The 23,348-nt window shown below is 65.1% G+C and carries 19 protein-coding genes; 9 read left to right on the top strand and 10 right to left on the bottom strand.

All coding sequences use genetic code 11. The features are described 5' to 3' along the window. The first annotated feature begins 15 nt into the window (after positions 1-15). On the top strand, positions 16-1,122 hold the full coding sequence (locus tag AC1DVR_RS20275; RefSeq protein ID WP_478002419.1) for a hypothetical protein: 1,107 nt from the start codon (positions 16-18) through the stop codon (positions 1,120-1,122). Between the two features lie 92 nt (positions 1,123-1,214). Then, the gene (locus AC1DVR_RS20270) at positions 1,215-2,429 is read left to right on the top strand and encodes an NADP-dependent isocitrate dehydrogenase (protein ID WP_478002418.1); all 1,215 of its coding nucleotides are present in this window, start codon (positions 1,215-1,217) and stop codon (positions 2,427-2,429) included. Between the two features lie 75 nt (positions 2,430-2,504). Here the strand turns inward: AC1DVR_RS20270 and AC1DVR_RS20265 are convergent, their stop codons facing one another. After that, positions 2,505-3,197: a hypothetical protein gene (locus AC1DVR_RS20265; protein ID WP_478002417.1), complete on the bottom strand. Its 693-nt coding sequence runs from the start codon at positions 3,195-3,197 to the stop codon at positions 2,505-2,507. Between the two features lie 497 nt (positions 3,198-3,694). Between AC1DVR_RS20265 and AC1DVR_RS20260 the strand changes: the two genes are divergently transcribed. The 3 genes from AC1DVR_RS20260 (at position 3,695) to typA (ending at position 6,855) form a co-directional block, all read left to right on the top strand. Then, positions 3,695-4,306, top strand: coding sequence for a YitT family protein (locus AC1DVR_RS20260; protein WP_478002416.1), 612 nt, complete (start codon positions 3,695-3,697; stop codon positions 4,304-4,306). 24 nt (positions 4,307-4,330) lie between these two features. Continuing rightward, positions 4,331-4,933 carry a YitT family protein gene (locus tag AC1DVR_RS20255; RefSeq protein WP_478002415.1) on the top strand — a complete coding sequence of 201 codons (603 nt, stop codon included), beginning with the start codon at positions 4,331-4,333 and terminating at the stop codon, positions 4,931-4,933. A gap of 101 nt (positions 4,934-5,034) precedes the next feature. Then, complete coding sequence (gene typA, locus AC1DVR_RS20250; protein WP_478002414.1) at positions 5,035-6,855, top strand: translational GTPase TypA; 1,821 nt, start codon at positions 5,035-5,037, stop codon at positions 6,853-6,855. 94 nt (positions 6,856-6,949) lie between these two features. Here the strand turns inward: typA and AC1DVR_RS20245 are convergent, their stop codons facing one another. The 7 genes from AC1DVR_RS20245 to guaB all read right to left on the bottom strand — a co-directional run bounded on the left by AC1DVR_RS20245 (position 6,950) and on the right by guaB (position 17,119). Further along, positions 6,950-7,240 (bottom strand): DUF1330 domain-containing protein, encoded by a 291-nt coding sequence (locus AC1DVR_RS20245; RefSeq protein ID WP_478002413.1) that lies wholly within the window; start codon positions 7,238-7,240, stop codon positions 6,950-6,952. A 1-nt stretch (position 7,241) separates the two neighbouring features. After that, positions 7,242-9,896, bottom strand: coding sequence for an alanine--tRNA ligase (gene alaS, locus AC1DVR_RS20240; protein ID WP_478002412.1), 2,655 nt, complete (start codon positions 9,894-9,896; stop codon positions 7,242-7,244). Positions 9,897-10,044: 148 nt separating this feature from the next. Beyond that, the gene (gene recA / locus AC1DVR_RS20235; RefSeq protein ID WP_478002411.1) at positions 10,045-11,130 is read right to left on the bottom strand and encodes a recombinase RecA; all 1,086 of its coding nucleotides are present in this window, start codon (positions 11,128-11,130) and stop codon (positions 10,045-10,047) included. A gap of 244 nt (positions 11,131-11,374) precedes the next feature. After that, positions 11,375-13,669: a hybrid sensor histidine kinase/response regulator gene (locus tag AC1DVR_RS20230; protein WP_478002410.1), complete on the bottom strand. Its 2,295-nt coding sequence runs from the start codon at positions 13,667-13,669 to the stop codon at positions 11,375-11,377. Between the two features lie 128 nt (positions 13,670-13,797). After that, on the bottom strand, positions 13,798-14,943 hold the full coding sequence (locus AC1DVR_RS20225) for an RsmB/NOP family class I SAM-dependent RNA methyltransferase (RefSeq protein WP_478002409.1): 1,146 nt from the start codon (positions 14,941-14,943) through the stop codon (positions 13,798-13,800). Next, positions 14,940-15,671 (bottom strand): SDR family NAD(P)-dependent oxidoreductase, encoded by a 732-nt coding sequence (locus tag AC1DVR_RS20220; RefSeq protein ID WP_478002408.1) that lies wholly within the window; start codon positions 15,669-15,671, stop codon positions 14,940-14,942. Before AC1DVR_RS20220 ends, AC1DVR_RS20225 begins: the two co-directional genes overlap by 4 nt. Beyond that, positions 15,671-17,119 carry an IMP dehydrogenase gene (guaB, locus tag AC1DVR_RS20215; RefSeq protein ID WP_478002407.1) on the bottom strand — a complete coding sequence of 483 codons (1,449 nt, stop codon included), beginning with the start codon at positions 17,117-17,119 and terminating at the stop codon, positions 15,671-15,673. Before guaB ends, AC1DVR_RS20220 begins: the two co-directional genes overlap by 1 nt. Before the next feature lie 163 nt (positions 17,120-17,282). On the opposite strand from guaB, the gene AC1DVR_RS20210 reads away from it, so the two are divergent. Then, entirely contained in the window at positions 17,283-18,008 is a 726-nt protein-coding gene (locus AC1DVR_RS20210) for a type 1 glutamine amidotransferase (protein ID WP_478002406.1), read from the top strand. A 42-nt stretch (positions 18,009-18,050) separates the two neighbouring features. Here the strand turns inward: AC1DVR_RS20210 and AC1DVR_RS20205 are convergent, their stop codons facing one another. Continuing rightward, positions 18,051-19,085: an SLAC1 family transporter gene (locus tag AC1DVR_RS20205; protein ID WP_478002405.1), complete on the bottom strand. Its 1,035-nt coding sequence runs from the start codon at positions 19,083-19,085 to the stop codon at positions 18,051-18,053. A gap of 144 nt (positions 19,086-19,229) precedes the next feature. Further along, complete coding sequence (locus tag AC1DVR_RS20200; protein ID WP_478002404.1) at positions 19,230-20,036, bottom strand: phytanoyl-CoA dioxygenase family protein; 807 nt, start codon at positions 20,034-20,036, stop codon at positions 19,230-19,232. 87 nt (positions 20,037-20,123) lie between these two features. On the opposite strand from AC1DVR_RS20200, the gene AC1DVR_RS20195 reads away from it, so the two are divergent. From AC1DVR_RS20195 to AC1DVR_RS20185, 3 genes are all read left to right on the top strand, one after another. Beyond that, positions 20,124-21,020 (top strand): LysR family transcriptional regulator, encoded by an 897-nt coding sequence (locus tag AC1DVR_RS20195; RefSeq protein ID WP_478002403.1) that lies wholly within the window; start codon positions 20,124-20,126, stop codon positions 21,018-21,020. 226 nt (positions 21,021-21,246) lie between these two features. After that, positions 21,247-22,275, top strand: a complete 1,029-nt coding sequence (locus AC1DVR_RS20190) for a LacI family DNA-binding transcriptional regulator (RefSeq protein ID WP_478002402.1) — start codon at positions 21,247-21,249, stop codon at positions 22,273-22,275. Positions 22,276-22,379: 104 nt separating this feature from the next. Continuing rightward, positions 22,380-23,342, top strand: a complete 963-nt coding sequence (locus AC1DVR_RS20185; protein WP_478002401.1) for a glucokinase — start codon at positions 22,380-22,382, stop codon at positions 23,340-23,342. Positions 23,343-23,348: the final 6 nt, after the last annotated feature.

Genomic DNA, 23,348 nt, shown 5'->3' with positions numbered 1-23,348 from the left:
ACCCACGGAGAATGTATGAAGGTCGCTTTCTTTATTGGTCATCACAAGACCGGCTCCACCTCCCTGCAAAACTACATGGCTTCGAATTACGTTTCCCTGCTCAAGCAAGGCATTCTTTATCCTGCCGTTGAATCAGAAGGCATTTCAGCCGCCCTTGCCGCCGTTCTGGCCGGACGTGATGCGCAGCGGGCTTTTATCCCTCTGAGCGTTGCCGAGCCGCACAATGCCCTGGCATTCCGCCTGCTGAACGAGGCGAGCAAGGATGAGATCCCGCCATGGCACACAAATCTGCCGGACGGGTTTCAGATGTTCCGCTTGATCAAGCAGCAGATTCTGCATTTGAAACCGGAACATGTCGTGATCTGTTCAGAGGTCATGTCGCGCTTTGCCGGTCGGTCTTGGCAAAAGATCATGCCCCGGATGAAGCTCAATTTCGGTTCGGAAGACTGCACGCTGGTGCTTAACTTGCGTCGACCGGATATTTACCTGGCGTCCTGGCATGCGCAGCAGTTGAGGTTCGGGGCGAAATTGCGCTCCTTGCGGGATGGTGCGCACCGCCTGCATTTCAATTCGGTCCATTTCCGCGTCGACCTTGTCGTTCAACGTTGGTCGGAGGCTTTTCCCGCCGCCCGCATGGTGGTGCGCAATTACGATGATGTTGTCGCAGCCGGCGGGACGACGATTGATTTCTTTGCCCAAACCGGCATTCCCCATGTGCCCTCGGCGGAGGCCGAGCGCAAGAACGAGTCCATCCCCTATGCCCTGGTCGAAATCGTCCGTCGCGTGAACATCGATGCGCCCGAACATGCGCGTGCCGTGGTGGAATTCATCGTCGATGCGACGCAGCGCGTGAAACTTGTCAGCAACTCGCAGATCGAGATGTATGGCGAGGCGATGCGGGCGGAGCTTTACGCCACCTTCGCGCCGATCCACGCGGCGCTCTCCGAACTGCTGCACGTCCCGAAGTTCTTCCCCGACATCGAGGAGGCCCTGGTTTGCCGGCCGGTCCCGGAGATGGTGGCGGCCCGGGAGGCGCTTTCCGCGCTGAAACAGGACGCCCTCGTCCATGCAAAGTCACAACCGGTGCGCGATTTCATCGCCCAGCTGGAGCTGTTCGAGTGAGAAACTATTTGGTATACCTTTGCATACCGTCTTCCCTTCGCAGCGATTTTCCCGTAAGAATCCCCTGACTCCATTTCTGAAAGGGCAGATGCATGACCAAAATCAAGGTGGCCAACCCCGTCGTCGAACTCGACGGCGACGAGATGACCCGGATCATCTGGGATTTCATCAAGCAGAAGCTGATCCTTCCCTATCTCGACGTTGATCTGAAATATTACGACCTCGGGATCGAGGAGCGTGACCGCACCAACGACCAGATCACCGTGGACGCCGCCGAGGCGATCAAGAAATACGGTGTCGGCGTCAAATGCGCGACGATCACCCCGGACGAAGCCCGGGTCGAGGAATTCGGCCTGAAGCAGATGTGGAAATCGCCCAACGGCACGATCCGCAACATTCTGGGCGGCGTGATCTTCCGCGAGCCGATCATCTGCAAGAACGTGCCGCGTCTGGTGCCGGGCTGGACCAAGCCGATCGTCATCGGCCGCCATGCTTTCGGCGACCAGTACCGCGCGACCGACTTCCACTTCCCCGGCGCGGGCAAGCTGTCGATGAAATTCGTCGGCGAAGACGGCACGGTGATCGAGAAGGCCGTCTATTCGGCGCCCTCTGCCGGCGTCTACATGGGCATGTACAACCTGGATGACAGCATCATCGACTTTGCCCGGTCCTCGATGAACTATGGTCTGCTGAAAGGCTGGCCGGTCTATCTGTCGACCAAGAACACGATCCTGAAGGCCTATGACGGCCGCTTCAAGGATCTGTTCGCCAAGGTCTATGCCGAGGAATTCGAAGAGAAATTCAAGGCGGCCGGCATCCATTACGAACACCGCCTGATCGACGACATGGTGGCTTCGGCGATGAAATGGTCGGGCGGCTATGTCTGGGCCTGCAAGAACTATGACGGCGATGTGCAGTCGGATACCGTGGCGCAGGGCTTCGGCTCGCTGGGCCTGATGACCTCGGTCCTGATGACGCCCGATGGCAAGATCGTCGAGGCTGAAGCGGCGCATGGCACCGTGACCCGTCACTTCCGCCAGCACCAGAAGGGTCAGCAGACCTCGACCAACTCGGTCGCCTCGATCTTCGCCTGGACTGGTGGCCTCAAGCACCGCGCCAAGCTGGACGACAACGCGCAGCTGATGCGCTTTGCCCAGACGCTGGAAAAGGTCACCGTGGATGCCGTCGAAGATGGCTGGATGACCAAGGACCTCGCCCTGTTGGTCGGCCCGGATCAGAAGTGGCTGTCGACGATCGGCTACCTCGAAAAGGTCGATGAGTATCTGAACAAGGCGCTGGCCGGCTGAACCCGCCAGACTGTCAGGATCAAAGGGGCCGGGCGCAAGCCGGCCCCTTTTTCACGCCGCACCGTCAGTGCGGGCTCATTGCAGCGCGGTCTTGTCGATGTTGACGCGCATCTGGTAGCCCGCCGCCTTGATGCCGCCGCCCTTCAGGCTGACGCAGCTTTTGCTCAGGGTCTCGAACTGGACCTGAACGATCTTCAGATCGGGGCTCAGCTTGGTGTCATGGACCCAGCCGGCCAGCACGCCGTTGCGATCGACCACCGGATATCCGTTGTAAACCGCGCTGTTGCCCGCCCCCGCACAATGCAGGGCCGCCGCCGGGATGACCTTGGGCGCCGGCGGGATCGGCGTGCCGGTGCCGCTGACCGGGGTGACCGGCGTCGGCGTGGTGGTGGGATTGGGCGTCGTGGTGCCGGGGGTGGTGGTGCCGCCGACCGTCACCCCGACGGTCACACCGGTGCCCGGGGTCGGGCTTGTGGCGGTCCCGCAGGCGCCGACGCAGCCCCGCGCCACCGAAGTGCCATCCAGCACCGAAGCGCCCGCCTTGAGGCCGCCGACATTGGCGCCCACCTGGGCCAGCGAACCGCCGCCGACCGAAACCGAGACCCCCGCGAGCGAGCCGCCGCCGAGAAGCCCCTCGGCTGAAGCGGCACCGGCCCCGAGGCCAAGCCCCGCGACCAGGGCCATCGCCAGCGTCGTCGGGGCTGGCTTCTGCCAGATCCCGCCAAAGCAGGTTTTGTCTTGCGGTTTGCATCCTGTTTTAAATGTCACGTCAAAGTCCTCCAAGGGTTACATGTACCAGGAAGCCGAATGAAAATTCGTGAACCGTCGAACCCGACGACGGGCGCCTCATCCAGCTTTGCACCAAAGGCGTAGAAAGAGACGAGATCGAGACTTTAAGGAAGTAGAATTATCTACTACAGATTGATTAGGCCACGGAATGCCTAAAATTTCAACGACAAATAAACTATTTATCGCAACAGGTTAGACGGAAACCTTCCAATGAGTGTCAGACTCGCGCAGGAGATCCCCACCAATCCCCTAGGAATATGGCTGAATTATCACGGCCAACTCCGGTAAAAAGACTCATTGGCACGCCAATTAAATCCGTCAAGGGCACGTCCAATTAAGGCGACAATGCGTCCGTAATATGTCCCGAATGCAGCGGCGGGATTTGCCCCGGGAAGCGCTCACTTCCGGCAGCGTTGCAACGCTGTCATGCACAGGACGCAGTGGACAGGGCGCAATGTGCTGCGCTAAACTAGGTCATGGATACTGACCCTTCACCCCGCCGCTACACCCCGTTCGAGGACCTTCAGGGTCTGGTGCTCGCCTCGGCCCAGGCGGCGCTTGGCATCCACCTCTTGCGCGCGGCGGGGTTGGTCACCGGGGGCACGGCGGGGACGGCGCTGATCCTGTCCTATGTGTTCCACTGGAACTTCTCGGTCGTGTTTCTGGTGATGAACATCCCCTTCTTCGGCTTTGCCTATAGGGTGCGCGGCCCGGTGTTTTGCCTGAAAAGCCTGACCACCGTGGTCTTCGTCTCTCTCATGGCCGAGGCGCTGAAGCCCCTGGTCGTGATCGGCCATATCCATCCGGCGGCCTCGGCGGTGCTGTTCGGCGTCAGCGCGGGGGTCGGGCTTCTGGGCCTGTTCCGCCACTCCGGCAGTTTGGGCGGCGTGTCGATCGTGGCTTTGGTCTTGCAGGACCGTTTCGGCTTCAAGGCGGGTTGGACCCAGCTGATCCATGACCTGATCCTCTTCACCGTGGCGCTTTTCCTGCTGCCGCTTGACCGGGTGCTCTACTCGCTGTTAGGGGCGGTGATCCTGAACGCCGTGATCGCCTTCAACCACCGCCGCGACTGGTATGTGGTGACCTGACCCGGCCCGAAACGAGCAATTCCGATGGCCGAAGCGCCCAAACACACCTTGCTGGAAGATGCGCAGGGCATCGCCTATGGCGCGACCATGGCGGCCTTCGGCATCGTCATCCTGACCCATCTCGGCCTGGTCACCGGGCAGACCGCGGGCCTTGCCGTGCTGATCGCCTATGCGACGGGGTGGAGCTTTGGCCCGGTGTTCTTCCTCGTCAACATCCCCTTCTATATCCTCGGCTATTTCCGCATGGGGTGGCGCTTTACGGTCAAGACCTTCCTCGCCGTGGCGCTTCTCTCGGGCCTGTCGATCTGGATGCCGCACGAGGTCAGCTTTGCGACGCTGAACCCGGTGCTGGGGGCGGTGCTCTTCGGCTTCCTGTCAGGTTCGGCGCTGCTGGCGCTGTTCCGCCATGGCGCGAGCCTCGGCGGCGTCGGCATCGTCGCCCTGATCCTGCAGGACCGCTTTGGCTGGCGCGCGGGCTGGGTGCAACTGGGCTTTGACGCGGTGCTTTTCGCGGCGGCCTTCGCGCTTCGCGATGTGAAAACCGTGGCGATCAGCTTTCTGGGCGCCGTCGTGGTCAATGTCGTCATCGCCATCAACCACCGCCGCGACCGCTATATCGTGGCCTGACCCCAACCCATCATGCTGAATAGGCCCGCGCCCCTCTGGCAAAGGGACGCAAAACCCTGTAAGGCGCTCGCAACCGCAGAAAACCGAAAGAGACCCTCCCGATGGAGCTTCGCAACATCGCCATTATCGCGCACGTCGACCATGGCAAAACCACGCTCGTTGACGAGCTTCTGAAACAGTCTGGCTCTTTCCGCGAGGGACAGCAAGTCTCCGAACGCGCGATGGACAGCAATGATATCGAGCGCGAGCGCGGCATCACCATTCTGGCCAAGTGCACCTCGGTCGAACATGACGGCATCCGCATCAACATCGTCGACACCCCCGGCCACGCCGACTTCGGCGGCGAGGTGGAGCGGATCCTGTCGATGGTGGACGGGGTTTGCCTGCTGGTTGACGCCGCCGAAGGCCCGATGCCGCAGACCAAATTCGTGCTGGCCAAGGCGCTGGCTCTGGGCCTGCGCCCGATTGTCGTGCTGAACAAGGTCGACAAGCCCGATGCCGAGCCGGAACGCGCGCTGAACGAGGTGTTCGACCTGTTCGCCAACCTTGGCGCTTCCGACGAACAGCTTGATTTCCCGCATCTTTACGCCTCGGGCCGCAATGGCTGGGCCGACGATTCGCTGGATGGCCCGCGCAAGAACCTCGATGCTTTGTTCAACATGATCGTGGCCCACGTCCCGCAGCCGAAGCAGATCGCCCGCGTGGACGAACCCTTTCAGATGCTGGCGACCACGCTTTCGGCCGACCCCTTCATCGGCCGCATCCTGACCGGCCGCATCGAAGCCGGCCGTCTGGCCGTCGGCACCCAGCTGAAGGCGCTGACCCGCACCGGCGAGCGCATCGAAGCTTTCCGCGTCACCAAGGTTCTGGCCTTCCGCGGTCTGAACATGACGGCGGTGGACGAGGCGCTGGCCGGTGACATCGTCACCGTGGCCGGCATGACCAAGGCCACCGTGGCCGACACGCTCTGCGATCCGTCGATCGACGTGCCGCTGCCGGCCCAGCCGATCGACCCGCCGACCATCACCGTGACCTTCGGCATCAACGACTCGCCGCTGGCCGGCAAGGACGGCAACAAGGTGCAGTCCCGCGTCATCCGCGAGCGTCTGATGCGCGAAGCCGAAGTGAACGTCGCGATCAAGGTCGCCGACACCCCCGGCGGCGACGCTTTCGAGGTCTCGGGCCGTGGCGAATTGCAGATGGGCGTTCTGATCGAGAACATGCGCCGTGAAGGCTTCGAACTGTCGATCTCGCGTCCGCGCGTGATCTTCCGCGAAGTCGATGGCGTCCGGCAGGAACCGGTCGAGGAAGTCACCATCGACGTCGATGACGAATACACCGGCCCGGTGATCGAAAAGCTGACCGGACCGCGCAAGGGCGATCTGGTCGAGATGAAGCCGGCGGGTGCGGGCAAGACCCGGATCATCGCCCATGTCCCCTCGCGCGGGCTGATCGGCTACCATGGCCAGTTCATGACCGACACGCGCGGCACCGGCGTGCTGAACCGCGTCTTCCACGGCTGGACCCCGCACAAGGGTGCGATCGAAGGCCGGCGCCAGGGTGTGCTGATCTCGATGGAAACCGGGGTTTCGGTGGCTTACGCGATGTGGAAGCTGGAAGACCGCGGCCACTTCTTCATCGGCGTGCAGGAACAGATCTACGGCGGCATGATCATCGGCGAGCATAACCGCGACAACGATCTGGAAGTCAACGCGCTGAAGGGCAAGCAGCTGACCAACGTCCGCGCCTCGGGCACCGACGAAGCCGTGCGCCTGACGACCCCGGTCAAGCTGTCGCTGGAACAGTCGATCGCCTATATCGACGATGATGAACTGGTGGAAGTCACGCCGAAAAACATCCGGATGCGCAAGCGCTACCTGGACCCGAACGAACGCAAGCGCCACTCGCGCAGCGGGAACTAAGAGAAAGGCCGCCCGATTGGGCGGCCTTTTCGTTTCAGGATCCTGGAAGATGGGGGCCTTGGAAGATGGGCACATTGCCCATCCTACCGGCCAATCACTCCGCAGCTTCAACGACCACAAGATCCCGGGTCGCAGCACCCTGGGCATGGACGAGTGCTGCCTGGTATTCCGGCGAATTGTAGCACTCCACCGCCGCCTCGAGGCTCGGGAAAACCGCCAGCACATTGCGGGCGCGGTCGCGGCCCTCCAGTTGGACATAGCGGCCGGCACGGGCGAGGAACTTGCCGCCATGCGCCGCGATGGCGACCGTGGCCCCCTTGGCATAGCGGCCATAGGCCTCGGGTTCGGTCACTTCGACATGGGCGATCCAATAGGCTTGCGGCATCTTAACCCTCCAGCGCGGCTTCGACCGCTTTGATTGCAGCATCGGCCAGCGCGATATCCGCCCCGCCGCCTTGCGCCATATCCGGGCGGCCACCGCCACCCTTGCCGCCCAAAGCCTCGACCGCGGCCTTGGCCAGCGTCACGGCAGAGATGCGACCGGTGAGGTCAGAGGTCACCCCCGCCGCCACCGCAGGCTTGGCGCCGGTATCGGCGATCAGCACCACGGCGCCGGAGCCGAGCTTCAGCTTCATCTCGTCGATCAGCGCCGGCAGATCCTTGCCCGAGACGCCTTGCAGCACCTGGGCGATCAGCTTGACGCCGTTGATTTCCTTGATCTCCGGCCCGCCCGACTTGCCGCCCATCGCCAGTTCGCGGCGGAGCGTCGCGACCTCGTTCTGCAGGGCGCGGCGTTCGGCCATCAACGCCTTGATCCGCGGCGTCAGTTCCGCCGGAACCGCACCCATCTGTTGCGCTGCCGCATCCAGATAGGCCATGTTCTCACGGACATAGGCCAGGACACCCTCGCCCGTCAGCGCCTCGATCCGGCGGATGCCGGAGGCGGAGGCGCTTTCGGAGAGGATCAGAAAAGACCCGATCTCGCCCAGCTGGCCGACATGGGTGCCGCCGCAAAGTTCAAGGCTATAGGTGCGGCCATCGCTGCCCTTGCCCGAACCGTCCAAGGCGCCCATCGAGACGACGCGGACCTCATCGCCGTATTTCTCGCCAAACAAGGCCTGCGCGCCAAGCGCGCGGGCATCGTCGGGCGTCATGATCCTTGTTTCCACGGGCGTGTTCTGGCGGATCAGCTCGTTGACCTCGGCCTCGACCTTCGACAGCTCCTCGGGCGTCATCGCATGGGCATGGGCGAAGTCGAAGCGCAGCCGGTCGGGCGCGTTGAGGCTGCCGCGCTGGGCGACGTGATCGCCCAAGGTGCGGCGCAGCGCCTCGTTCAACAGGTGGGTGGCCGAGTGGTTGGCCTGGATCTGGCCACGCCGGGCCTTGGCGACGTCGAGCTTGGCCGGCTGGCCCTTCAGGATCGTGCCCTCAACCACCTTGGCGATATGGATGAAGACGCCGGCGGCCTTCTTGGTATCGGTCACCTCGGCCAGACCGGTCTGGGTGCGGATGAAGCCCGCATCGCCGACCTGACCGCCGCTTTCGGCATAGAACGGGGTCTGATTGACCACGATCTGCACGGTCGAACCTTCCTCCGCCGAGCCAATCTGAACGCCGTCACGCACCAGGGCATTGATCTGCCCCTCCGCTGTTTCGGTGTCATAGCCGAGGAATTCGGTCACGCCATGGGCTTCGGCCAGCTCAAACCAGATATTTGCGTCCTTGGCCTCGCCCGTACCGCTCCAAGAGGCGCGGGCCTTCTTGCGCTGTTCGTCCATCGCGGCCTCAAACCCCTGGACATCGACGGCGCGGCCCTTCTCGCGCAGCGCATCCTGCGTGAGGTCGAGCGGGAAGCCGTAGGTGTCGTAAAGCTTGAAGGCGGCGGCACCCGGCAGGTCGGACCCTTCGGGAATGCGGGCCAGTTCGTCGTCCAGCAGGCGCAGCCCGCGGTCGAGCGTGGTGCGGAAGCGGGTTTCCTCCAGCTGCAGCGTCTCTTCGATCAGGCTTTGAGCGCGGGTCAGTTCGGGGTAAGCGCCGCCCATCTGGCGGACCAAAGCGGGCACCAGGCGGAACATCACCGGGTCCTGCGCGCCCAGCATATGCGCATGGCGCATCGCGCGGCGCATGATCCGGCGCAGGACATAGCCGCGCCCCTCGTTCGACGGCATCACGCCATCGGCGATCAGGAACGAGGTCGAGCGCAAGTGGTCCGCGATCACCCGATGATGCACCTTGCCGGTGCCATCGGGGTCGGTCGAGGTCGCATGGGCCGAGGCCTCGATCAGGGAGCGCATCAGGTCGGTGTCGTAATTGTCATGCTTGCCCTGCAGTAGCGCGCCGATCCGTTCCAGCCCCATGCCGGTGTCGATGCTCTGCATCTCCAGCGGGACCAGCCGGCCATCGGCAAACTGTTCGTTCTGCATGAAGACGTTGTTCCAGATCTCGATGAAGCGGTCGCCATCCTCATCGGCGGAGCCGGGCGGGCCGCCCCAGATATGGTCGCCGTGGTCATAGAAGATCTCGGTGCAAGGGCCGCAGGGACCGGTCGGGCCCATCCGCCAGAAGTTGTCGTCAGTGGCGATGCGGATGATCTTTTCGTCCGACAGGCCCGCGACCTTCTTCCAGATCGTCGCTGCCTCGTCATCGGTGTGATAGACCGTCACGCAGAGCTTGTTGCGGTCCAGACCGAAATCTTTGGTCAGCAATTCCCAGGCGAAGGTGATCGCCTGTTCCTTGAAATAGTCGCCAAAGGAGAAATTCCCCAGCATTTCAAAGAAGGTATGGTGGCGCGCGGTATAGCCCACATTGTCGAGGTCATTGTGCTTGCCGCCGGCGCGGACGCATTTCTGCGCCGTGGTGGCCCGCTTGTAATCGCGCGTCTCCACCCCGGTGAAGCAGTTCTTGAACTGCACCATGCCAGAGTTGGTGAACATCAGCGTGGGGTCATTGCGCGGCACAAGCGGCGAACTTTCCACGACTTTATGGTCATTGCGGGCGAAAAAGTCGAGAAAGGTCGAGCGGATGTCATTCAACGATTGCATGGGAGGCTACGGTCCTTGCGCAAAGGTGCCAATTGTCGGCCCTCCGTTTAGCCCCCCCGGCGGGGGCTGTCCATTATGAATGCAAAAAGGGCCGCCTTTGCAGGGCGGCCCGATCGGGTTTTCGTGATTTTGCTTTCGCCAAACCGGCTTATTCGTCGAGAACGTCTTCGCGCGCTTCCGCCGACATCGAGAAATCGAGGCCGGAGGCGGCGCGGATCTTGTCCTCGATATCCTTGGCGGTGGCGGGATTGGCTTTCAGGAAGGCCTTGGCATTCTCACGCCCCTGCCCGATCCGCTCGTCCTTGTAGCTGTACCAGGAGCCGGATTTTTCGACCACGCCGCATTTGACGCCGAGATCGACGATTTCGCCGACCTTCGAGATGCCCTCGCCGAACATGATGTCGAACTCGACCTCCTTGAAGGGCGGCGAGACCTTGTTCTTGACGACCTTCACCCGGGTCGAGTTGCCGATCACCGTGTCGCGGTCCTTGATCGAGCCGGTGCGGCGGATGTCGAGGCGCACCGAGGCGTAGAACTTCAGCGCATTGCCGCCCGTGGTGGTTTCGGGCGAGCCGAACATGACGCCGATCTTCATCCGGATCTGGTTGATGAAGATCACCATGCAGTTGCTGCGCCCGATCGAGGCGGTCAGCTTGCGCATGGCCTGGCTCATCAGGCGGGCCTGGCTGCCCATCTGCATGTCGCCCATGTCGCCCTCGATCTCCGATTTGGGCACCAGGGCCGCGACCGAGTCGACGACGATCGTGGTGACGGCGCCGGAGCGGACCAGGGTATCGACAATCTCCAACGCCTGTTCGCCGGTGTCGGGCTGGCTGATCAGAAGTTCATCCAGGTTGACGCCGAGCTTCTTGGCATAGGACGGGTCCAGTGCGTGTTCGGCATCGACAAAGGCGCAGACGCCGCCGCCCTTTTGCGCTTCGGCCACCACATGCAGGGTCAGCGTGGTCTTCCCCGAGCTTTCCGGCCCGTAAATTTCAATGATGCGGCCCTTGGGCAGGCCGCCGATCCCGAGCGCGATATCCAGCCCCAGCGACCCGGTCGAGATTGCCTCGACATCCATCACCGCGTTGTTCTGGCCGAGCTTCATGATCGAGCCCTTGCCGAACTGCCGCTCGATCTGCGCGAGGGCCGATTCGAGCGCCTTGGCCTTTTCGGCGTCTTTTTTGTCCATCCCGCGCTTTCCGTCCAGTTCGAAGAGGTTTGCCACAGTCATTCGTCTTCCCCTTATTCCACAGCCGCGACCCTGCGGCAATCGCCGGATATGTTCCCGCTTTGTTTCACCTTGATGCGATCAAAACGGGAACATTTCAATCAAATTCGTCGTGATCCACCTTTTCCGAGAAAGATTAATGATTGGTTGAAGTCGTGCCGGCCCTCAAAAATTTCGCAGAAATTTTGTGGCACGCGGGCCGGGCAAAGCCAAAGGCCGGGCGGGGACAGGTCCAACGCCCCTCTCCCTATTGCATCTGCCCTTGCACCATGGCCGTCAGATCGCCCAGCGAGAACGGCTTGGGCAGAAAGACCGAGTTCGGGATCCGCGCCTGGTTTTCCGAGAGCGATTCCTCGGCATAGCCCGAGACGAAGATCACCTTGACATGCGGCCGGTCCTCCAGCGCGCGGCGCACCCAGGACGGGCCGTCCATCCCCGGCATCACCACATCGGTCACAAAGACGTCGACCGACAGCGAGGGATCCTCCAGCGCCTTCAGCGCCTCTTCGGCGTTTTCCGCCTCCAGCACGGTATAACCGCGCATCCTGAGCGCGCGGCTGGCAAAGGCGCGGACCGGAGCTTCGTCCTCGACCAACAGAACCACGCCCTCGCCCTGTTTCAGAATCACCTTCTTGCCGGTCTCCGCCGTCGCCTCAGAGGGGCCGGCGTGGATCGGGAAGTACAGCTGGAACACCGTGCCCTCGCCCGGAGTCGAATCCACGAAGATGAAGCCGCCGGATTGCTTGACGATGCCGTAAGCCGTTGATAGGCCGAGGCCGGTGCCCTCGCCGACCTTCTTGGTGGTGAAGAAGGGCTCAAAGATCTTGTGCAGCCGGTCCTCCGGAATGCCGACCCCGGTGTCCGAGACGCGAATCACCGCGTAATCCCCGGCGGGCACCGTCGCGCGGTCGCGGGCCATCGGGTCCAGCAGGGTGACCGCCTCGGTCTCGATCCGGATGATGCCACCGCGCGGCATGGCGTCGCGAGCGTTAACCACCAGGTTCATCAGCACCTGTTCCAGCTGGCGCTTGTCGGCGCGGATCGCGCCCAGGCCCTGGGCATGGGTCAGCTGGAGGCGGATCTTCTCGCCCACCAGGCGGTTCAGCAGATGGGCAAGGTCGGAAAGCACATCCTCCAGATCCAGCCGCTCCGGCTTCAAGGTCTGCTTGCGCGAGAAGGCCAGAAGCTGGCTGACCAGCGAGGCGGCGCGGTTGGCGTTCTGATGGATTTGCACCAGATCGGCATATTCGGGATCCTCGCGGTCGTGCCGCATCAGCAGAAGGTCGCAATGGCCCGAGATCGCGGTCAACAGGTTGTTGAAATCATGCGCGACACCACCGGCCAGCTGGCCGATCGCCTGCATCTTCTGGCTCTGGACGAACTGCGCCTCCAGCGTCTTGAGGGCGGTTGCGTCCTGCAGCACGGCCAGCACCCCGGGGCGGCCCTGTTCGACGATGCGGCGCAGCGTCACCTGCAGGAAGACCTCACCCTCGACCTGGCGCGCGCGCAGCATTTCGGAGCGCGAGGGGCTGCGTTCGCTGACGATGTCATCCAGCCAGTCCGCAACCGGGCGGCCAAGCCCTTCAAAGATATCATGAAACATCGCCGAAGACGCCTCACCCAGATGCAGGATCGCGCGGGCGGCTCCGTTGGCCATCAAGAGCCGCCCGTCGGGGCGGAACTTGGCCAGAGGCACGGGGACATTCTCGAAATCGGCGAGGGCCGCAAACGCGGGCGCGCCGGTGGGCACCGGCAAAAGGTAGATCTCGCGCCGCTCCCCCGGGCCCTCCACCTCGGCCAGGATGGCGCGGACCGGGCCGTCAATCCCTGCGATTTCAACCTCTTCCCCCGAATGGAGCACCGGGCTGGTGAAGATGCGGTCCAGACGTTTCGGCCGGCCGCCCAGCAGGCGGCGCATCGCCTCGTTGGTGAAAAGCACCACACCGGACTTGTTGGCGGTCAGCATCGGCAGGCTGAGGCTGTCAGCCCCGCGCGTCGCCCCGCCCCGGTCGACAAACTCCTCCAGCCGCCAGATGAAACCATCGGGGTCGCTGCGGTGGACCGAAAGCCGGGTGTGGCCGCGCCGGGTCACCACATCCTCGCGCCCGGCCCCGGCATGGCCAGCGCGGTTCTGCAAGCGGTACAGCACCGAGGAGGGCGAGGCGAAATGGTCGTTCAGCGCCGAGACCAGCGTGGCCCCCGTCGCGGCTTGAAACCGGGCGGCGGCGCTGGCGTTCTGGTAGCGGATCTGCCCCATCCGGTCGGTCATGAAACAGGGCGTGGCATCCTGGCCGACCAGAAGCGACAGCTGATCCATGCGCCGCTTCACATGGCGCCGCGACAGATGCGTGCGCAGGCGCAGGCCGATCACCAGAAACAGGAAGGTCAGCGCCACCACGAAAGCACCGGCGCGCAGCACCACCGTCTGCGCCAGAACCACCGTCACCAGGGAAGCGCCCGCCGCCGCCAACAACAGCAGCGCCGGCGATACCCTTTGCCGCCGTTCAAACGCCGTGCCCACATCAGCCTCTGGACCGTTCACACCATCCCCCGGGAATCGTCACCAGCCCATAGCGCCTGACAAATCTTAATCCGTGATTAACCCCGGCAAAGACTGGCGGAGTTTTTCCGAAAAAACAACTAACAGTTGCAGGGGTTTCGCGCCGGCGCTCAGGTCCGCGTCAGGGTGGCCAGAAAAAAGCCGTCGCCGCCGTTCAGAGGCGAAAAACGGCGCTGGGTCTTGAGGGCCCAGCCGCTGTGGCGGGCCTGAAAGGCGGCGATCTGGGTCTCGTTCTCTTCGGCCAGCAGCGAGCAGGTCGCATAGGCCAGCGTACCGCCATGGCGCACCAGCGGGATCACCTGGTCGAGGATGCGGGCCTGCAGGGCGCAAAGCTCCTCCAGCCTGGCTGCGGTCAGCGCCCATTTCCCCGCCGGATCGCGCCGCCACGACCCAGAGCCCGAACAGGGCACATCGGTGAGGATCACGTCGTAAGGCTTTGTTTCCTCGGGCGTCTGGGTGATCATCACCCGCAGGCCGGCCCTTGTGGCACGCGGCGGCAGATCGACCATGCGGCCGGGAAAGGCGTCATGCGCCCAGACCTTGGCGCCGCGTGCGGCCAGGGCCAGGGTCTTGCCGCCGCCGCCGGCGCAATAGTCCAGCACCTTGGCGCCCGGCGTCAGGTACAGGCTTTCCACCACCGCTTGCGAAGAGGCGTCCTGCAGCTCGACCAGCCCGGTCAGATAGGCTTGCGAGGTCTGGATTTTCTTGGCGTTCCCCGTGACTTCCAGCGCGGTCTTCACCCAGTCGACCGGGGCCGCCCCGATCCCTTCGGCGGCCAGGGCCTCGACCGCGGCTTCCCGCGTGGTGCGGGCGGTGTTGACGCGCAGGAACACCGGGGCACGGCTTTGCAGGACGCGCATCACCGGGGCAAAATCCGCCCCGAGCGCCTGTTCCAGCCGGGGGCCGAGCCAGTCGGGGCAATCGAGCGCGGCATAGCCCTGCGGCGCCGCGCCGGGTTCGTCCTGAACCGGCTTCGGGGCATGACCCTCGCCGGAAAACACCGCCTCGACCGGCTGGCCGGAGGCGCGCACGGCGCCGAGCATCAGTCCGCGTCCGGTCATGCCGCCGCCCAGAGCGGCAAAGGAGGCGCGGCAGCGCAGCGCCGCAAAGACGTGGTCACGGATCGCCCCGCGGTCGCCGGAGCCGGCAAAGCGGTTGGCGCGGCCCCAATTGGTCAGGGCGACATCGGGCACACTGCCTGCAAGGATCAGGTCCAGAACCTCGATGGCGGCGGCGACGCGGGCGGCGGGGGTCATGCTGTGCGTTCTTTCAAATGGGTGCCACCATCGACGATCAGCGTCGCTCCGGTGATGAAGGAGGCGTCGCGCGCGGCCAGGAAGCGGACGGCATGGGCCACTTCGGCGGGAGTTCCGGCGCGGCGCATCGGGGTGGCGGTTTCGGCCTCGGCCGGTGCGTCAGGGGCGATCCAGCCGGGGGCCACCGCGTTGACAGTGACGCCGGAGGGCGCTGCCTCCAGCGCCAGGGCGCGGGTCAGGCCGAACAGGGCGGCGCGGGTGACGGAATAGGCGCTTTCGCCCCTGGGCGACAGGATCGGGCCCGACAGCGCGGGCCCGGCGACCGAGGCCACCATGATCACCCGGCCAAAACCGCGCCGCTTCATGCCCGGCATCAGGGCGCGGGTCACCAGAACCGCGGCGCTGAGCGCGCTGTCCATCGCACGGCTGAAGGCCTCGGGGCCCATCTCGGTCATTTCCTGCGCGGCGGTGGAGGGCGCCGCGGCCAAGTTGACCAGCACATCCACCTCACCCGCCAGCGCCGCCAGACGGGCGACCTCGACCGGGTCGGAGAGGTCGCCCTGATGGGCCTTGACGTCAAAGCCCTCAGCGGCAAGTTCGGCCTGGCGCAGGACGATCCGCCCCGAGGTGCCAGAGATCACCAGCCGGCAGCCGGCCCGCCCCAGGGCGCGGGCGCAGGCCATGCCGATGCCCGCCGGGGCGCCGGCGCCGCTGATCACAGCCAGCATCAGCCGACCCGGTAGTTCGGGCTTTCGCGGGTGATCTGCACGTCATGGACATGGCTTTCCTTCAAGCCCGCCCCGGTGATCTTGACGAACTGGCAGTTCGACCGCATCGCGGCGACGGTGCCGTTGCCGGTATAGCCCATGGCAGCGCGCAGGCCCCCCACCATCTGGTGGATGACGGCGGCAGCCGAGCCCTTGTAGGGCACCTGCCCCTCGATCCCTTCCGGCACCAGCTTGTCGGAAGCCGCATCCTTCTGGAAATAGCGGTCAGCCGAGCCGCGCGCCATCGCCCCAAGCGAGCCCATGCCACGGTAAGCCTTGAAGCTGCGGCCCTGCCAGAGGATCACTTCGCCGGGGCTTTCATCGGTCCCGGCAATCGCCGAGCCGACCATGGCGCAGGAGGCGCCTGCCGCGATGGCCTTGGCGAAGTCGCCGGAATACTTGATGCCGCCATCGGCGATCACCGGAATATCCCCGGCGGCGCCGGCGGAATCCATGATCGCGGTCAGTTGCGGCACACCGACACCGGCCACGATGCGGGTGGTGCAGATCGAGCCCGGGCCGATGCCGACCTTGACTGCATCGGCACCAGCACCGATCAGGGCGCGGGTCGCCTCGGCGGTCGCGACGTTCCCGGCGATGACCTGCACGGTGTTCGACAGGCGCTTGATACGCTCGACCGCGCGGGCGACGCCTTCGGAATGGCCGTGCGCGGTGTCGATCACCACCATGTCGACGCCGGCCTCGATCAGGGCCTGGCTGCGTTCAAAACCGGCATCGCCCACGGTGGAGGCGGCGGCAACGCGCAGGCGGCCCATGTCGTCCTTGCAGGCATGCGGGTTGAGAACGGCTTTCTCGGTGTCTTTCAGCGTCAACAGGCCGGTCAGATGGCCCTGCCCGTCGGTCACCAGCAGCTTTTCGATCCGGCGCTGTTTCATCAGCCCGATGGCCGCCGCGCGGTCGATCGGCTCGCGCAGCAGCGCGAGATTGTCTGAAGACATCATGGCCGAAACCGGGGTGCGGTCATCGGAGGCAAAGCGCATGTCGCGGTTGGTGACGATGCCGACCACCCGATTTTGCGCATCGACCACCGGGAAGCCGGTGATGTTGTAGCGGTCCATCAGCTCCTTGGCATCCGCAAGGGTCTGGTCGGGGCGCAGCGTGATCGGCGCATAGACGACGCCGGATTCGAAACGCTTGACGCGGCGGACCTCGCGGGCCTGCGCCTCAAGGTCCAGATTGCGGTGGATTACGCCGATGCCGCCGGCCTGAGCCATGGCGATGGCCATGCGGGCCTCGGTCACCGTATCCATCGCTGACGAGAGCAGCGGGATGTTCATCCGGATGGATTTTGTGACGAAAGTCGACGTATCCGCATCGGAGGGCAGCACAGAGCTGGCCGCCGGTACAAGCAGGACGTCATCGAAGGTCAATGCCTCGCGAATCTCCATGAGAGCCTCCATTCGGGTTGGGCGGGAGTGTTCGTTTGACGGCTCCCCTTTTCACTTCGCGGCGGGATTGGCAAGGGGGGATCGCGGGGCGTCAGGTGGTTTTCGGCCTTGCGCCGGGCGCATGCATCGGCATCTTGCATCCAAGGTTGGCAGGGGTGCGCAGATGCTTGTGGCGATTGTCGAGAATACCAGGGTGACCCATCACGGTCAGGTGGGCGTGGCACTGCATGAGGTGGGGGCGCTGGTCGAGATCTACCGCCCATGGCAGGACGGGATCTTGCCGGAACGTGGCCGGTTCGACGCCCTGGTGGTCTTTGGCGGCGAGCAATCGGCGCGGGATGATGAGACACACCCCTATCTCGGGTCGCTGGCCGCGCTGATGGCGCAGTCGGCGGCGGAGGATGTGGCGGTGCTGGGCATCTGCCTGGGCAGCCAGGTTCTGGCCCGCGGGCTTGGGGCGGAGAACCTGCTGGGTGAGGCGCGCGAATTCGGCTGGTGCGAGGTGACCAAGCGGGAGGAGGCGGCCTCTGACCCGGTGCTGGCCGCCCTGCCCGACCGCTTTCGCAGCTTTGAATGGCATTCCGACACCTTCACCCTGCCGCCGGGCGCTGTGCATCTGGCAGGCTCTCCTGTCGCTGCGGTGCAATGCTACCGCTATGGCCGGGCGGGCTATGGCATGCAGTTCCATTTCGAGGCCTCGCGCGCGGTGACGCGCAGCTGGGCCGAGATCTTCCCGGAGGCCTGCGAGGCGATGTCGCCGGGCTGGCTCTCGGGCGCGCAGGCGGTGGCGGAGGCGGCGCATGGCGTGGCGTCGGACGCCCATGGTCTGGCGATGGCCCGGGCCTTCGTCTCCCAGATCCAGCGGAGCGGCTGCGCCGCAAGCCTTTAAGGTCGCCGGCGCGGGCGGGGCCCGCTTGTCTCCACTGGCGCCTCAGGCCTCGGCAGCATTGGTGAGGGCTGCGAGGCGGCCCTGGGGCCAGAGCTTCAGGACCTTCCAGCCGATCAGGCCGACGAGGGGGATGGCCAGCACGGTCAGACCGGCGCCGAGGGTCTCCACCGCGCCGCCCTGCAGCAGAAGGGCGGTGCAGAAGGTGGCAAGCGGGAAGGTCAGCGCGCCCCAGAGCGGCGTGAAACCCGATTGCAGCATCCAGCGGGCGCCGGCGATCATGGCGAGGACCAGCGCAGAGGCCAAGGCCAGCAGCGCCTGCGCCAGAAGGTCATGGCCCAGAAGGGCCGCGGTGGTGGACAAGAGCGCTGCGGCCGAGGGGTGAATGGCCAGCAACGGCCGCAAGGGCGCAGGCGGGATGCGGCGGATCAGCTGCACGAGCGACAGCGCCCAGATGACGAGGGCCAAGGGCAGGGTCAGCCAGAGGATCACCGTGGCACTCGCCGTCCAGCCCAGTTGCGTCAGAACCGGAGCCGCCACGATGAAGCCGACGAAGCTCAGATGCCAGGCCGGGTTGGGCACCAGCCCCTCCGGCCCCTGGCGGAGCATCACCATCACCAGCACCACGGCCAGAATCCCATGCGCCAGCAGGGCGGCGAAGGCCAGAACGGCCGCCAGCTGCGGCGCGTAAGGGATCATGACACCCGCCGCGGCCATCCCGCTCATCGTGGCGGCTGCCATGCCGGCGCGGCCCGGCAAGGGGCGCAGATCCTCCAGAAGAACCCCGGGGCGGCGCAACAGCTTGATCTTCAAGGCCAGAACCGCAAAGAGCCACAACCCGAACAGCGCGCCGAGCGCCGCCTCGACCAGCCCCGGCGTGAGCCCTCCGCCCAGATCCAGCCCCTGACAGGCCCGCCGCAGGGCGAGGCCAAGCCCCAGCATCCCAAGGATCACCGGAAACACCGCCGGTGGCGTCGCGGCAAAACCCCGCGCCTTGCGGGGCGGGAACTTCGGCGGCGGAAACCAGCGTGGCGCTGCGCCCGGAGGGGTCAGACGGGGCATGTCGGGCTTTGAGGGCATCGGGATCTCCTTACCCCCTTCATGCCCGCTTTGCCTCAAAAGGTCCACGGGACGCCAAGTCGCACCCGTTCCCGCTTCATTCAGACACAAATATCCCACGGGGGTGCGGGGGGTGTGAAACCCCCCGCTCTTTCTTGTCTGCCGTTACCCCCGCAGCACCGGAAACCAATCCTCGCGCAGGCGCTGGCCGGGCTGCATGTCATGGCCGGGATAGGGCGGCGAGGTGCGGCCGGGGCGCTCGACGTAACGCGCGTCATCCCCGACGAGGCGCAGGGAGAAGGCACGGCGGCGCGTCGTGGCCTCGTTGCCCCGGGCGCCGTGCAGGGTGCGGTAGTCGAAGGCCACGGCATCGCCCGGCTCCATCTGCCATTCGCGGATCTCCATCCCTTCGGCATCGGGGTCGGGGACGGGCATGTATTTTTCGGGGTCGGGGTAGAAGGAGGTGTCCGACAGCCAACGCTTCGGCAGCACCTCTTTCGGCCAGTGGTGCGAGCCTGCCACGCAGCGCAAGCTTGCCTCGCGCACCGGGTCGAGGGGGGACCAGAAGCTGATGGTCTGCTGGCCGCCGACGAAGTAATAGGGCCCGTCCTGGTGCCAGGGCGTGGGCTTGGCGGTGCCGGGTTCCTTGACCAGCACATGGTCATGGAACATCTGCACCCGTTCGGATTTCATCAGGCGGGCTGCGACCTCGGCCACGTCGGAGCCACGGATCACCCGCTCGAACTCCGGAATGCGCTGCCAGTTGCAGTAATCGTCGAAGAAGCGCCCCGCCTCGCCGGGTTTGAGGTTCTCGGCGGCATAGGGGCCGGGTTCGGCCATGTTGCGGGCGATGCCGGCGCGCAGATCCTCGACCCAATCGGCCCAGAGGCCCTTGATCAGCACCACGCCGTCGCGCTGGAAATCGGCGACCATCTGGTCGGTCACTAAGGTCTTTATCGCGGCTTCGGTCATGGCATCTCTCCTGTTGCGCTGGACCCAAGGTTTGCCATGTGCCAGACATGCATTCAAATAATACCTTTCAATGAAGGTCATAACCCCATGCTATCCCTGACCCTGCGCCAGCTGGAATATGCGGTGGCGATCCAGCGCCACGGCGGGCTGACCCAGGCGGCCGAGGCGCTGCATGTCAGCCAGCCCGCGCTGTCGGTGGCCTTGGCGCAGCTGGAGCAGCTTTTGGGCCAGAGCCTGTTCCTGCGCCGTCCGGGCGGGCCGATGCTGCCCACCGGTTTTGGCACCGAATTGCTGGCTGCCGCCGAAGTTCACCTCGCGGGCCTGGGCGCCCTGATGGCGGGCCAGACCCGGGCGCCCCTGCGGCTCGCGGTCTATGAGGATCTGGCGCCGACCCTCCTCGCCCCGCTTCTGGCCGAGGCGCAGCTGCGCGGGATCGCCCTCCACGCGCGCCCGATGGGCTTTGCCGCGATTGCCGAGGCCTTGAAGGCCGGTCAGGTCGATGCGGCGGTGTCCTGGGCGCTGGGCCTGCCCCCGGGCCTGCAGCTGCGCACACTGGCCCGGATCGGCCCGCAGGCGGTGCTTGCGGCGGATCATCCGCTGGCGGGATATGCGAGCCTGTCCCTGCAGGATCTGGCCGATCAGCCGCTGGTCCTGACCGATCAGGACCTGTCGATCGCCCATGTGCAGGTGCTGTTCCATCAGGCCGGGGTGCCGTGCCAGATCGCGCACCGCTGCGCCACGCTGGACCTGATGCGCAGCTTTGCGGCCAATGGCCTCGGCGTCGGCCTGTCCTACACGCAACCCGCGCCGCGCCTGTCGCATGACGGCAAGCCCCTGATCCTGCGCCCGATCCATGATGCCGGAACCGAGCCCGTGGTGCTGGCCCGCCCGAAAGAGGTGCGGGCCCCCGCAGGATTGGAGGAGGCCGGGATGGAGGAGATCGCAGCACTTCTGACCCGACTGTTGCTGGCGCAGGCGGGGTGAGGGTCAAAGCGGTTTGAACCCCCGTGCCCTGCCCTTCAAAACGCTTTGTGCGACCCCGCCATTGCAAAATCGGCAGGTTTTCGGGTGTTAAATCGTTCCAAATCCGCAGTTCACGCTTTGACCCCGGCGGTTTCCCGGCTAACCTTCGCCAAGTCGCGGCAGAATCCGCGCCAGAACCCCATCAAAAGCCGTTTTGGCCCCAAAGCCGTGCAGGACAAATCCCCGGATGAACCTCAAGGAACTCGCCACCAAACTGGGCCTGTCGCCCACCACGGTCAGCCGGGCCCTGAACGGCTATCCCGAGGTGAACGAGGCCACCCGCGAGCGGGTCATCGCCGCCGCCCGCCGCCACAACTACCGCCCCAATGCCCGCGCCATCCGCCTCGCCACCGGCCGCGCGCTGGCGGTCGGCCATGTCATCCCGGTCTATACCCATAACGAGATCATGAACCCGATCTTCGGCGATTTCATCTCGGGCTCGGGCGAGGTTTATTCGCGCAACGGCTACGAGATGATCCTCTCGGTCGTGCCCGACGATCTGGAGGAGCAGACCTACCGCGACCTCGCATCACGCGGGACGGTGGATGGGGTCATCGTCCATGCGCCCAAGACCAACGACGCCCGCATCCGCACCCTCCAGGAGCTGGGCCTGCCCTTCGTCGTGCATGGCCGCTCCACCGGGTCGGATGTCGATTACAACTGGGTCGATGTGAACAACCGCCGCGCCTTTTTGCGCGCGACGGAGTTCCTGCTGGATCTGGGGCATCGGCGGATTGCTCTGGTTAACGGGCTGGAATCAATGGATTTCGCAGTGCGCCGCCGCCTTGGCTTCACCGACGCCCTGCAGGCGCGCGGGCTGGAGCCGGAGACGCGGCTGATTTCCTCCTCCGAGATGACCGAGATCAACGGCTGGCGCGCTGCCGAGGCCGCGCTGGGCCAGGAGGCGCCCGCCACGGCCTTCCTCTGCGCCTCGATGCTGCAGGGCATGGGGGTACGGAGGGCGATCGAGGGGCGCGGGCTGAAGATGGGGCGCGATGCCTCGGTCATCATCTTTGACGACGATCTGAGCTATCTGCGCAATGGCGAGGATGTGCCGATCTTCACCGCCACCCGCTCCTCGGTCAAGGAGGCGGGCAAGCTTGCCGCCGAGATGCTGCTGGCGGTGATCAACCAGCCCGAAAGCCCGCCTCAGCACCGCCTGCTGGAGGCGGAGCTGATCCTCGGCCAATCGACCGGCCCTTCCCCGGCTGCATGATGCGCATCCGGTTTTCCCGCATTTCGCCCTTGTCTTGGCCGCCCGCCTCCCGCAGAAGCGCGGCCCTGACGCTCCAAAGCGGCCCCAAGGATTGAGGTAACCCCATGACAGCCATCCTCGCCGATATCGGCGGCACCAACACCCGCGTGGCCCTGGCCGACGGCAAGGTGGTCCGGCCGAACTCGATCGCGAAATTCGCCAATGCGGAGTTTCCAAGCCTGGAGCCGATCCTGAAACGCTATCTGGCCGAGGCGGGCATCGCCGGGGTCGAGGGCGCCTGCGTGGCCGCCGCAGGCCCGGTGCGGCATGGCGTGGCCGAGATGACGAACCTTAGCTGGGTGATCGACCATGCGCTGCTCACCCGCGCCACCGGGGCGACCAAGGTGGCAATCCTGAACGATCTGCAGGCGCAGGGTCAGGCTTTGGGGCATATAGCACCCGAGTTTCTGCGCCCGATCGTCGAGGGCAATGCCGTCCCCAACGCCTCGATGCTGGTGGTGGGGCTGGGGACCGGGGTCAATGCGGCGCCGGTGCATAACACGCCGTGGGGACGGGTCGTCCCGCCCTCGGAATGCGGCCATGTCTCGATGCCGATCCGCGATGCGCGCGATCTGGCCCTGGCGCGGTTCATCGAGACGCATGGCGACCATGCGCATGGCTTTGCCGGGGTGGAAGATGCGCTTGCCGGGCGCGGCCTGGAACATGTCTACGCCTTTGTGGCTGACGAGGCCGGCGTGCCGGTGGTCAAATCCTCCGCCGAGATCATGGCAGACCTCAACGCCGGGGATGCGATAGCCCGCAAGGCGGCGGAGCTTTACATCCATATCCTGGGTTCGACCTTGGGCAACCTCGCCCTGACCCACCTGCCCTATGGCGGTATCTTCCTGATCGGCGGCATGTCGCGGGCGCTGACGCCCTTCATGGGCCCGATGGGCCTTGCCGCGTCCCTCACCGACAAGGGCCGCTTCCACGATTTCCTGACGACTTTCCCGGTCTGGGTGGTGGAGGACGACTACGCCGCCCTGACCGGCTGCGCCGCTTACCTCGCCAACGGCGGCCAAGGCTGAGCATTC

The organism is Rhodobacter sp. P2_H5, assembly GCF_056403335.1.
Note: the sequence above shows the minus strand (reverse complement) of the source record. Positions and strands in the feature narration are given on the sequence as shown.